The sequence below is a fragment of the Neptuniibacter sp. SY11_33 genome (assembly GCF_047778025.1).
Taxonomy (GTDB): Bacteria; Pseudomonadota; Gammaproteobacteria; order Pseudomonadales; family Balneatricaceae; genus Neptuniibacter.
Genome location: NZ_CP180543.1, coordinates 1,796,945 through 1,808,934, shown reverse-complemented (window position 1 = coordinate 1,808,934; position 11,990 = coordinate 1,796,945). Strand labels below are relative to the sequence as shown.

Genomic DNA, 11,990 nt, shown 5'->3' with positions numbered 1-11,990 from the left:
GTAGATGCCTTAATACTGCATGTGAGTCCAAAAGACGGGTACCCTCTGGGCACTCTGGCTTGGCGAAAAGCGTTCTATTAAGAGAACGTCATGAAAAGAATGCTTATCAACGCAACTCAACCTGAAGAGTTGCGTGTAGCGCTGGTTGATGGCCAGCGCTTATATGATCTGGATATTGAATCCGGCTCAAGAGAACAGAAAAAAGCCAACATTTATAAAGGCAAAATCACCCGCATCGAACCAAGCCTAGAAGCTGCGTTCGTTGACTACGGTGCTGAACGCCATGGCTTCCTGCCTCTTAAAGAGATTTCTCGCGAATACTTTATTAAACCACCAACACGTGGCTCACGCCCGAACATCAAAGAAGTGCTTAAAGAAGGCACTGAAGTAATTGTTCAGGTTGATAAGGAAGAGCGCGGCAATAAAGGTGCAGCACTAACAACCTTCATTAGCCTTGCTGGTCGCTACCTTGTGCTTATGCCAAACAACCCTCGTGCAGGCGGCATCTCCCGCCGCATCGAAGGCGAAGAGCGCACACAATTAAAAGAAGCACTTTCCGGCGTAAATGTTCCTAAACAGATGGGCATTATCGTTCGCACAGCAGGTGTTGGCCGTACAAGCGAAGAGCTACAGTGGGACTTTGAATACCTTCAGACACTATGGACTGCTATTAAGCAAGCTTCTGAAGAAAAGCCTGCGCCATTCCTTATTTATCAGGAAAGCAACGTAGTAATCCGTGCCGTTCGAGACTACCTACGCTCAGATATCGGCGAAGTCTTAATCGACGACCCACAAGTTTTCGAAGATGCTAAAAACTTCGTTAAGCAGGTAATGCCTACTTACGAAAACAAAATTAAGCATTACTCCGAACAAACACCATTGTTCAATCGCTTCCAGATTGAGACTCAGATTGAAACTGCATTCCAGCGCGAAGTAACACTTCCGTCTGGCGGTTCAATTGTAATCGATCCAACTGAAGCACTTGTTTCGATCGACATCAACTCTGCTCGAGCAACACGTGGCGGTGATATCGAAGAGACAGCACTTCACACCAACCTTGAAGCTGCTGATGAAATCGCGCGCCAGTTACGTCTACGTGATATCGGCGGCTTAGTTGTTATCGATTTCATCGATATGACTCCAATAAAGAATCAGCGCGAAGTAGAAAATCGCCTCAGAGATGCTCTAAAGCTTGACCGCGCTCGCGTACAGATGGGAAGAATTTCTCGTTTCGGTCTACTTGAGATGTCACGTCAACGCTTGCGCCCTTCTCTTGCAGAAACACGTGGCGTTGTATGCCCACGCTGTAACGGTCAAGGCACTATCCGTGACACCGAGTCTCTTGCCCTATCCATCCTTCGTCTTATCGAGGAAGAATCTGGCAAAGACCGCACAGCTCAGATCCGAGCAATCTTGCCAGTTACAGTAGCGACGTATCTACTCAACGAAAAACGTCATGCAGTACACGACATTGAGCTTCGCCAAGATGTACGCGTTGTCATAGTTCCTAACCCGAACATGGAAACACCACACTACGAAGTTGTTCGCTTACGTGACGATCACACAGTCGCGACAACAAATGACGCTAGTTACACAATGCAGCCAGAACCAGAAGAAGCTGAATCACTGGAAGCTGCAGCAACCTCACAAGTTAGCACTCCTCGCGAACAAGCAGCTGTACGTAGCGTTGCACCCAAAACACCTGCTCCAGAAGCGGCACCAGAAACACCTAAAGCAGCACCTACTCCTGCTCCTGCTCCAACCAAGAGCAATGAGTCTTTAGGTAGCCGCGTAGTTGGCATGTTCAAGAGCATATTTGGAGGCAGCAGCCCCGAAACTAAAACTGAACAAGAGCAGCCTAGCGAAGAGAAGAGTACTTCACGCCCTAAACGTAAGCGTAATGATCGCAATGAATCAGGTCGTAAGCGTCGCCGTCGTGACAACGATCGTAAGCGCACTCCAAAGCAGAACGATGAGATCATTACGGTTCAACCAGAACCTGATCAGCCTATAAATCAAGGTGAAGAGAAGCCGAAACGTCGTCGCCGCAAACGCAAAGGTGAAAACGATCAGGCAGATACCAAAGGCAAACAAGATCTGAGCAATACAAATACTCAGAATAACGAAGAGCAAGAAGAAGCACCACGCAATCCACGCCGTCGTGGCCGCCGTCGTCGCACTACTGAACGCTCAGCTAAACGCACTAATAACGTTGCAACTGAAGTAGAAGCTCAAGACACAACTTCCGTTAATGAAGCTACTAACGAAGAAGTAAAAGCTCAAAACACGGCAAGCGAAAGCTCAGAAGCCAAAGCACCTGAAGCACCAGTTGAGACAGCAGTTACAGAAACTGCAGAGACTACAGAAGTAGCCGAAACTGCAGAAGCAACTGAAACTACAGAAGCAACTGAAACTGCTGAAGCGACTGAAACTACAGAAGCAACTGAAACTGCAGAAGCAACTGAAACTACAGAAGCAACTGAAACTACAGAAGCGACTGAAACTACAGAAGCAACTAAAACTGCAGAAGCAACTGAAACTGTAGCAGCAACAGAAACTGCAGAAGCAACTGAAACTACAGAAGCAACTGAAACTGCAGAAGCAACTGAAACTACAGAAGCAACTGAAACTGTAGCAGCAACAGAAACTGCCACTACAGAATTAGAGAGCAATCAAAGACCTGTTCGTAAACGTCGTACTCGTCGCGCACCAAACGATCCTCGTGAAGTTCGTAAACGCCAAAACGCCGAACCAGAGTCAACTGAAAAATGAGCTAGAAACAAATAAAAAAGGGGCTACTTAGCCCCTTTTTCTTTGCTTGATCAAAAGACCCATCAAGCAATTAATTTAAAAAAATCACTTCTTCTTAAAAATATTCAGCAACTTCTTCTTGGAATCGGTTTCTTTTGAAGGCAAAGCCTTTTCGAATCTCTTCTGAATAGATTCTAATTTTTCTTCCTTTTTCTTATGTTTAGCCTTCTCTCTAGAAGCCTCCAAACTGACAACTTTACCTGACATAAATCACCCACCGCTTAGCATATGCCTTGTTACTCAGACTCACTTTCTTCGGAAGACTCTTCAACCTCAATTGATTGTTGAGATTTTTGCTGAGCTTTCCACTCATCCAACTCATCAGAATAAATATCCCAAACACACTGAGAACAACCGCTTTCGCAACACTCAAAATCCCCAGGAGGAACCGGCTTTTCTTTAGAACTCATACAAACCTCGCTTACAAGTTCATTCTACAAGACAAATTACCTTTTGATATTGCGACTAAACCTAAAGTATCACAGAGCCAATCAATACAAAAACTGCAACAAAAGTAAGCTATAAATAGTAGTCGAACTACAAAAAAACTAACTACTTAGCGCTTTTTTGCACTGCAACAAGCGCAAAACTTAAAAAAAGTTGTAAAAACACAACAACATTAGCCATAAGTACATAGGCCAGACGTATGACTCAGCGTCTAATTTCAGTATAATTCTGTCACTAAATTACAACCATCGGGTTTAAAAATAGTGGAGAAAGGCGGCCACAAGCCACCTTGATTTAAACCCTTGGCCGCACTGCCATAAAACTTTGGGGATTACAATGACTACAAAAAAACAAACCATCTATTACACCCTAACCGACGAAGCACCATCCTTGGCGACATGTTCACTTCTGCCAATCGTAAGAGCTTTCACTTCTGCAGCAGACATCGATGTAAAAATCACAGACATATCCTTAGCTGGGCGTGTATTGTCCGCCTTCCCTGAGAAGCTTGCTGCAGAACAGCGTGTTGAAGATGGCCTAAAGTTTCTAGGCGAACTAACTCAAGATCCTGAAGCAAACATCATCAAGCTTCCAAATATCAGTGCTTCTATCCCTCAGCTAAAAGCATGTATCACTGAGCTTCAAGGACAAGGTTACGATATCCCTGATTACCCAGAAGATCCAAAAACGGATGAAGATGTAGACGCACAACAGCGCTACTCAAAAATCCTTGGTTCTGCAGTAAACCCTGTTCTACGTGAAGGCAACTCTGACCGTCGCGCACCTGGTGCAGTAAAAGCTTTCGCTAGAAAATTCCCGCACTCAATGGGTAAATGGAGCAAAGCATCGCGCACACATGCTGATTACATGCGCGAAGGCGATTTCTTCTCTAGTGAGCAATCCATCACTATGGATGAAGCAGGCACTGTTCGCATCGAATTCGTAGACCCAGCTGGCAACGTTGAAGTTAAAAAAGAAGTAAGCCTAGAAAAAGGTGAAATCTTCGACAGCATGCGCATGAGCTGCAAAGCACTTCGCGAATTCTTCGAAGAAACACTACAAGACGCTCAAGAAACAGGCGTTATGTGGTCACTACACGTCAAAGCAACGATGATGAAGGTTTCCCACCCTATCGTTTTCGGTCACGCTGTAACTGTATTCTACAAAGAACTTTTTGATGAGTACGGTGACTTCTTCGAAGAACTTGGTGTAAACCCAAATAACGGTATTGGCAGCGTATACGATAAGATCGCTGACCTACCACGCTCTAAGCGTGAAGAGATTGAAGAAGCGATCCACGCTTGCCACGAACACCGTCCAGAAATGGCGATGGTTGATTCTGTAAAAGGCATCACTAACCTACACGTTCCTTCAGACGTAATCGTTGACGCATCTATGCCAGCAATGATTCGTAATGGCGGCAAAATGTGGGGCCCTGATGGTCGTCCAAAAGATACTAAAGCGGTAATGCCAGAGCGTACATACGCACGTATCTACCAAGACATGATCAACTTCTGTAAAACAAATGGCGCTTTCGACCCAACTACAATTGGTACAGTTCCAAACGTTGGTTTGATGGCGAAGAAAGCAGAAGAGTACGGCTCTCACGACAAAACTTTCGAAACTGAAGCAGGCACAATGCGCGTAGTATCTGCTGACGGCACTGTTCTTATGGAACACGAAGTTGAGAAAGGCGATATCTGGCGTGCATGCCAAACTAAAGATGAGCCTATCCGTGACTGGGTTAAACTAGCTGTTACTCGAGCTCGCCAGTCTGATACTCCTGCTATCTTCTGGTTAGACCAAGAACGTGCGCACGACCTTGAACTAACTAAGAAAGTTAACGAATATCTGAAAGATCACGACACTGATGGCCTAGAGATTTACGTTAAGTCTTACAGCCAAGCGATTCGTTTCACTATGGATCGCATGGTACGTGGTAAAGATACAATCTCTGTAACAGGTAACGTCCTACGTGATTACCTAACAGACCTATTCCCAATCATTGAGCTTGGTACTTCAGCGAAAATGCTATCAATCGTACCGATGCTTAAAGGCGGTGGTATGTACGAAACAGGCGCAGGCGGTTCTGCACCTAAGCACGTACAGCAGGTTGAAGAAGAGAACCACCTGCGTTGGGACTCCCTAGGCGAATTCCTAGCATTAGCCGTTTCTCTTGAAGATCTAGGCATCAAGCAAGGCAACAAGCGCGCTGCTGTACTATCTAAGACTCTAGATGCAGCTACTGGCCGACTATTAGAAGAGAACAAATCCCCTTCTCGTAAAACTGGCGAGCTAGATAACCGTGGTAGCCACTTCTACCTAGGCCTATTCTGGGCACAAGAAGTCGCTGCTCAAACTGAAGACCTAGAGCTTGCAGCAGACTTTAAACAGCTAGCTGAAACCCTAACAAGCCAAGAAGATCAGATTATCTCTGAGCTTGCAGAGTGCCAAGGCTCCCCAGCCGAGCTTGACGGCTACTACCACGCAAAACGCGAATTGGTTAAGAAGGTTATGCGTCCAAGTACTACGCTAAATGCAGCACTTGCATCCGCAACTAAATAATTAGCGACTCCGCTAACAAAAAACCCGGCTTTTTGCCGGGTTTTTTATTATCTACAACAGTCTTTACTATACTCATAGGAAAAGAGCTAAACTCAGTTCGGTATCCCAATGAGAAATCTATTCAAACTATGCTCATTAGCATGCCTCTTTATCACCCCACAAATATCTGTAGCAGACAATATTAGACTGACCACACATCAGCTCCCTCCCTATAGCTACATACAAAATAACGTAATCACCGGCACAGCTGTTGAAGTAGTCAAATGTGCAATGAATAAAATACCTAACCATTCATTAGAAATAATTATTACGCCTTGGAAACGCGCCCAAAGCATGGTGCGACACAATACAGCGGAAGGTTTTTTTGCCGCATCTCACAACCTTGATCGTGATAGATACGCAGTTATGTCAGAGATTATTGCTGAGCAGAAATGGACTTGGTATTTATTGAAAAAAAACCTACTTGATCCAACTTCAAATAGTTTCAAACAGAGCGGCGTAGTTACCAGCTTCCTAGGGGCTAATATGCAAAAATGGCTGCTGCAAAATGACTTTCAAACCATCAACAATCCACCACAGGACAATCATAAACTACTGTCCTTCCTTCTCAGTGGTCGAGTTGATGCTATCCTAGCCAACGACCAGGTTATGAACAGCCTAATTAATGATTTTGGACATCAGGAAAAAGTTAGATCTGTACTTAATCGCAACAAGCCACTTGGTGTATATTTTTCAAAAGCGTTTTTAGCAACGCAGCCCGGCTTTTTAGCACAATTCGATCAAGCGGTACTTTCTTGCAAGCAATAAAAAAGCACGCTACTGCGTGCTTTTTTAGACCATAAATCAATAATATTTTAGGAAAGGTTCGCGATACGGTTCAAGCCCGCAATAGCAGCAACTCGGTATGCTTCAGCCATTGTTGGGTAGTTGAACGTAGTGTTAATGAAATACTTAAGTGTATTCGCTTCACCATCCTGAGCCATAATAGCCTGGCCGATATGAACGATCTCAGAAGCATGCTCACCAAAGCAGTGAATACCAAGAATCTCCAACGTATCACGATTGAAAAGAATCTTAAGCATGCCCACTGGCTGACCATAGATTTGCGCACGCGCAGTGTCTTTAAAGAAGGCCTGACCTACTTCATAAGGCACACACTCTTTCGTCAACTCTTCTTCAGTCTTACCTACAGAGCTAATTTCTGGAATCGTATAGATACCGGTAGGCACTTCATTGATATGGCGGAAGTCTTCTGCAGATAGCATATCTGCAGCGGCAGCACGCCCCTGATCAAGAGCAGCAGATGCAAGACTTGGCCAACCTACCACATCGCCCGCAGCGTAGATGCCTTCACAAGCTGTACGGTAATGATCATCAACCTCTAACTGGCCACGACTATTAGCCTCTAGACCGATATTTTCTAACTTAAGCGTCTCAGTGTTGCCACTTCGACCATTACACCATAGAAATGCATCTGCGCGGATTTTCTTGCCAGATTGAAGCGTAAGCGTAACGCCTCGCTCATCAGCAACAACACTCTCATAAGTTTCGTTATGACGGATCTTAACGGCGTTGTTACGAAGGTGGTAGCTCAAAGAATCAGAAATCTCAGCGTCCAAAAACGATAAAAGACGGCTTTGACTATCAACTAAATCAACTTTCACACCCAAGCCACTAAAAATAGAGGCGTATTCTGAACCAATAACACCAGCACCATAAATAATCAGTGTACGAGGTGTATGGCTAAGCTTTAGAACAGTATCAGAGTTATAGATACGAGGATGGTTAAAGTCGATATCAGCCGGTGTATAAGGACGTGAACCTGTAGCAATTACTACGTTATTAGCACGCAGTGTTTCATCACCCTTAGAAGTACCACGTACGATGATTGTATTTTTGTCTTCAAATTCAGCCACACCGAAGAACACATCAATACGGTTACGCGCATAGAAGTTTGTTCGCAGCATTACCTGGCTGGACATAACTTTCTCTGCACGCTTTAAAACTTTTGGAAAGGAGAACCAGCGTGGTTCGCCGATATCACGGAACATAGGGTTGGTGTTAAATTCTATGATCTGTTTCACAGAGTGGCGAAGCGCTTTAGACGGGATTGTACCTTTATGTGTACAGTTACCACCTACGGCCTCCTGCTCTTCGATCACAGCTACTCGACGCCCTTTTTTCGCGGCGTTCATTGCTGCACCTTCACCAGCAGGACCGGAACCTATCACAATGACATCATAGTCATATACCGCCATCATTTACCCCTATCTTATAATTATATCTTATTGTTTCAGCTGATCTTTTTATTAAGACCAGCTTACTCTTAGTTACGAAGCTCTCAATTATTCTTTAGATTTAACTTCGTAACTTAGATCAGCAGATGCTTCTTCCTTAGCTTGTCTATCTTGCTCTTCTTCACATTTTTGAGGGTCATCACCGCAGATACTGCACTTACCTTCGATGCCAACATTAGCCAAACCACCGCAAGAACCGCTAATAGGCTTCCGCCCCAAAATCACGCCAACAGACATGGCGACTATGACACATAACAAGATGACAAAAGATAAGATAATTGTGCTCATAATTAAAACCTATTGAACAAGATATTGTTTAAAACCGGGAGTCATTTTCTCAACAAACCCACTCTCAGTCTTAATGATAAAAAATGCTTCGATACCGTTCTCATGCGCAAATATTTGCGCCTTTTCTTCGCCCATGACCATCATTGCTGTGGCATAAGCATCAGCTTCCGCACAACTCGGCATCAATACTGTTACAGATGCTAATCTATGCGTGATAGGACTACCAGTCGACGGATCAATAGTATGGGAGAAACGCACACCATTTTCCTCGAAATAGTTTCGATAATCCCCTGACGTTGCTATACCTACATCTTTTACTGCGATAATTCTCTGGACCGAGCGATCGAATCCCGCGGTTGGAGATTCAATAGCAATCTTCCATTCACCGCCATCAGGCTTCAAGCCTTTAGCTCGCAACTCACCGCCGATTTCAACAAGGTAGCTATCAATGCCCCGCTCTTCTAATAAAGATGCAAGCACATCAACACCGTATCCTTTTGCGATCGCTGAAAGATCAATATAACTAGCCTTATCTTTGGTTAGCATTTGGCCATTAAGTTCCAAATAGTTATATCCAATCTCTTGCTGAACTTGTTGAATCTGGATCTGAGACGGCGCCTTAATTATACGCCCATCCGGGCCAAAGCCCCACAAATTTACAAGCGGCCCGACTGTTACATCAAAGGCACCTGAGGAGAGATTACTGATATCAATGGATTTAGACAGAAGGAAAGCTAGGCCATTCGATAGCTCTACAGAACTACCCTCAGGAAGCTTATTAATAAGCGAAAGCTCGGAATCTTCAATATAAGTCGACATTGCTTGATTTACTTTCAGCAATGCCTGATTGAAAACTGTTGAATTAATAGATGGTTGATCCTGAACAGGAACCCACTTGACCGTATAGGTCGTCCCCATGGTTAAACCTTGATGCGATTTAACTTCTAGAGGCTGTTCCTTACAGGCCGTTAACAGAGCCAATAAAAACAAAATGGCCAGCAGCTGAGCTGCCGGCCATTTGTAGGCTTGTCTATCGACAAACATATCTTACTTAACCACCAAAATCGTCAAGGAAGATATTCTCACGCTCTACACCTAGATCAAGAAGCATCTGGATAACAGCGGAGTTCATCATTGGCGGTCCACACATATAATACTCACAGTCTTCAGGAGCCTCATGGTCCTTCAGATAGTTCTCATACAATACGTTGTGAATGAAACCTGTCATGCCATCCCAATTATCTTCCGGTTGCGGATCAGATAATGCAAGATGCCACTTAAAGTTGTCATTCTCACCTTGAAGCATATCGTACTCTTCATTGTAGAACGATTCACGTAGAGAACGTGCACCGTACCAGAACGAGATCTTACGCGTAGAGTTCAGACGCTTAAGCTGGTCAAAGATGTGTGAACGCATTGGTGCCATACCAGCACCACCACCGATGAATACCATTTCGCTGTCATTATCAGTCGCGAAGAATTCACCAAATGGTCCGTAAACAGTGATCTTATCACCTTCAACAAGGTTGAACACGTAAGAAGACATGATACCCGGTGGGTGATCCGTACCCGGAGGTGGAGACGCGATACGAATGTTAAATTTAACAACACCACGCTCTTCAGGGTAGTTAGCCATAGAGTAAGCACGGATAGTCGGCTCAGTTACAGTGGACACATACTGCCACATGTTGAACTGATCCCAGTCACCACGGTACTCTTCTTGGATAACGAAGTCTTTATAGTTAACTACGTGAGGTGGGCATTCTAGTTGAACATAACCACCCGCACGGAAATCTACGTTTTCACCTTCAGGCAGACGCAAAGTCAGCTCCTTGATGAACGTAGCAACGTTAGGGTTAGATTCAACCGTACATTCCCACTTCTGAACACCGAAGATTTCTTCTTCGAGTTCAACTTCCATATCCTGTTTAACAGCGACCTGGCAAGACAAACGCCAGCCTTCTTTAGCTTCACGCATTGTAAAGTGAGACTCCTCTGTTGGCAGCATAGAACCACCTCCAGAATGAACTTCACACTTACACTGTGCGCAAGTACCACCGCCACCACAAGCAGATGGGATAAAAATACCCGAATCAGCTAGTGTCTGCAGTAGCTTACCGCCAGCAGGAACTGTAATAGATTTTTCTGGATCGTTATTGATACTAATCGTAACGTCACCAGAACTTACAAGCTTAGAACGAGCTGCCAAAATTACCGCCACAAGTGCAAGCACCACGGCTGTAAACATGACAACACCTAGAACGATTTCAGCATTCATTGGCTAATCCTTCCTTTGTCGACCATGTTGGCATTAAAGCGATACGCCAGAGAAAGACATGAAGCCTAGAGACATCAAACCAACAGTAATGAAGGTAATGCCCAGACCACGTAGACCTTCTGGCACGTCGCTGTATTTTAGTTTTTCACGGATACCTGCAAGCGCTGTAATCGCTAGCGCCCAACCGATACCTGCACTCACACCGTAAACTACTGACTCACCAAAAGTGTAATCACGCTCTACCATGAATAGAGCCGCACCCATGATTGCACAGTTAACTGTGATCAAAGGTAGGAATACACCCAAGGAGTTATATAGAGCCGGCACATACTTATCTAGGAACATTTCCAAGATCTGTACCATTGCCGCGATTACACCAATGTAAGAGATGTAACCAAGGAAGCTCAGGTCAACTTCAGGGTAACCTGCCCAAGCCAATGCGCCTTCACGAAGCAATAGATTGTAGATCAGGTTGTTTACAGGTGTCGTAATTGCCAACACAACGACTACAGCAATACCTAAGCCCAGAGATGTTTGAACTTTCTTGGAAATAGCCAAGAATGTACACATCCCTAAGAAGAATGCTAACGCCATGTTTTCAACGAAAATCGCCTTAACGGCAAGGCTGATTAACTGTTCCATTACGCAGCCTCCTTCTTAGTGTTTTTAGCTAGTTCAAACTCTGGTGCTTCTACTTGATCTTTGTAGAAAGTACGAGTTAACCAGATGAACATACCAATAATGAAGAATGCACTTGGTGGTAACAGCATCATACCGTTAGCCAAGTACCAGCCACCATCATTGACTAGAGGCAGAATTTCGTAGCCAAACAGTTTACCTGCGCCGAATAACTCACGTAGGAAACCTACGAAAATAAGAACCACACCGTAACCTAAACCGTTACCGATACCATCCATGAAAGAGATACCTGGAGGGTTCTTCATAGCGAAGGCTTCAGCACGACCCATTACGATACAGTTAGTAATGATCAGACCTACGAATACAGAAAGCTGCTTAGATACATCGTAAGCAAAAGCTTTAAGAATCTGGTCAACAACGATTACCAATGAAGCGATGATAGTCATCTGACAGATAATTCGAACACTGCTTGGAATGTGATTACGGATAATCGATACAAACAAGTTCGAAAATGCTGTTACCGCAATTACCGCCATAGTCATTACTAGAGCAGTGTTTAGATTAGAGGTAACAGCCAACGCAGAACATACACCAAGGATCTGAAGACCGATTGGGTTGTTCTTAAATACTGGATTACTCAGTACTTCTTTAGCTTGTGACATCGC

Annotated in this window: 11 protein-coding genes; 3 read left to right on the top strand and 8 right to left on the bottom strand. The window is 44.4% G+C overall.

Translation table 11 applies throughout. The features are described 5' to 3' along the window. Positions 1-90: 90 nt before the first annotated feature. The gene (gene rne, locus ACMXYV_RS08485) at positions 91-2,772 is read left to right on the top strand and encodes a ribonuclease E (RefSeq protein ID WP_415891338.1); all 2,682 of its coding nucleotides are present in this window, start codon (positions 91-93) and stop codon (positions 2,770-2,772) included. Between the two features lie 84 nt (positions 2,773-2,856). Here the strand turns inward: rne and ACMXYV_RS08480 are convergent, their stop codons facing one another. After that, on the bottom strand, positions 2,857-3,018 hold the full coding sequence (locus ACMXYV_RS08480) for a hypothetical protein (protein ID WP_415891337.1): 162 nt from the start codon (positions 3,016-3,018) through the stop codon (positions 2,857-2,859). A gap of 29 nt (positions 3,019-3,047) precedes the next feature. Further along, positions 3,048-3,221: an oxidoreductase-like domain-containing protein gene (locus ACMXYV_RS08475; RefSeq protein WP_415891336.1), complete on the bottom strand. Its 174-nt coding sequence runs from the start codon at positions 3,219-3,221 to the stop codon at positions 3,048-3,050. A 373-nt stretch (positions 3,222-3,594) separates the two neighbouring features. On the opposite strand from ACMXYV_RS08475, the gene ACMXYV_RS08470 reads away from it, so the two are divergent. Next, entirely contained in the window at positions 3,595-5,823 is a 2,229-nt protein-coding gene (locus ACMXYV_RS08470; protein ID WP_415891335.1) for an NADP-dependent isocitrate dehydrogenase, read from the top strand. Positions 5,824-5,931: 108 nt separating this feature from the next. After that, the gene (locus ACMXYV_RS08465) at positions 5,932-6,630 is read left to right on the top strand and encodes a substrate-binding periplasmic protein (RefSeq protein ID WP_415891334.1); all 699 of its coding nucleotides are present in this window, start codon (positions 5,932-5,934) and stop codon (positions 6,628-6,630) included. A gap of 47 nt (positions 6,631-6,677) precedes the next feature. Here the strand turns inward: ACMXYV_RS08465 and sthA are convergent, their stop codons facing one another. The 6 genes from sthA to ACMXYV_RS08435 form a co-directional block, all read right to left on the bottom strand. Next, positions 6,678-8,081, bottom strand: a complete 1,404-nt coding sequence (sthA, locus tag ACMXYV_RS08460) for a Si-specific NAD(P)(+) transhydrogenase (RefSeq protein ID WP_415891333.1) — start codon at positions 8,079-8,081, stop codon at positions 6,678-6,680. Positions 8,082-8,168: 87 nt separating this feature from the next. Then, positions 8,169-8,408, bottom strand: coding sequence for a (Na+)-NQR maturation NqrM (gene nqrM / locus ACMXYV_RS08455; protein WP_415884513.1), 240 nt, complete (start codon positions 8,406-8,408; stop codon positions 8,169-8,171). Positions 8,409-8,417: 9 nt separating this feature from the next. Then, on the bottom strand, positions 8,418-9,452 hold the full coding sequence (locus tag ACMXYV_RS08450) for an FAD:protein FMN transferase (protein ID WP_415891332.1): 1,035 nt from the start codon (positions 9,450-9,452) through the stop codon (positions 8,418-8,420). A 7-nt stretch (positions 9,453-9,459) separates the two neighbouring features. Further along, on the bottom strand, positions 9,460-10,686 hold the full coding sequence (gene nqrF, locus ACMXYV_RS08445; protein ID WP_415891331.1) for an NADH:ubiquinone reductase (Na(+)-transporting) subunit F: 1,227 nt from the start codon (positions 10,684-10,686) through the stop codon (positions 9,460-9,462). Between the two features lie 33 nt (positions 10,687-10,719). Further along, positions 10,720-11,328, bottom strand: a complete 609-nt coding sequence (gene nqrE, locus ACMXYV_RS08440; protein ID WP_415891330.1) for an NADH:ubiquinone reductase (Na(+)-transporting) subunit E — start codon at positions 11,326-11,328, stop codon at positions 10,720-10,722. After that, positions 11,328-11,987: an NADH:ubiquinone reductase (Na(+)-transporting) subunit D gene (locus ACMXYV_RS08435; RefSeq protein WP_415891329.1), complete on the bottom strand. Its 660-nt coding sequence runs from the start codon at positions 11,985-11,987 to the stop codon at positions 11,328-11,330. Before ACMXYV_RS08435 ends, nqrE begins: the two co-directional genes overlap by 1 nt. Between the last annotated feature and the right edge of the window lie 3 nt (positions 11,988-11,990).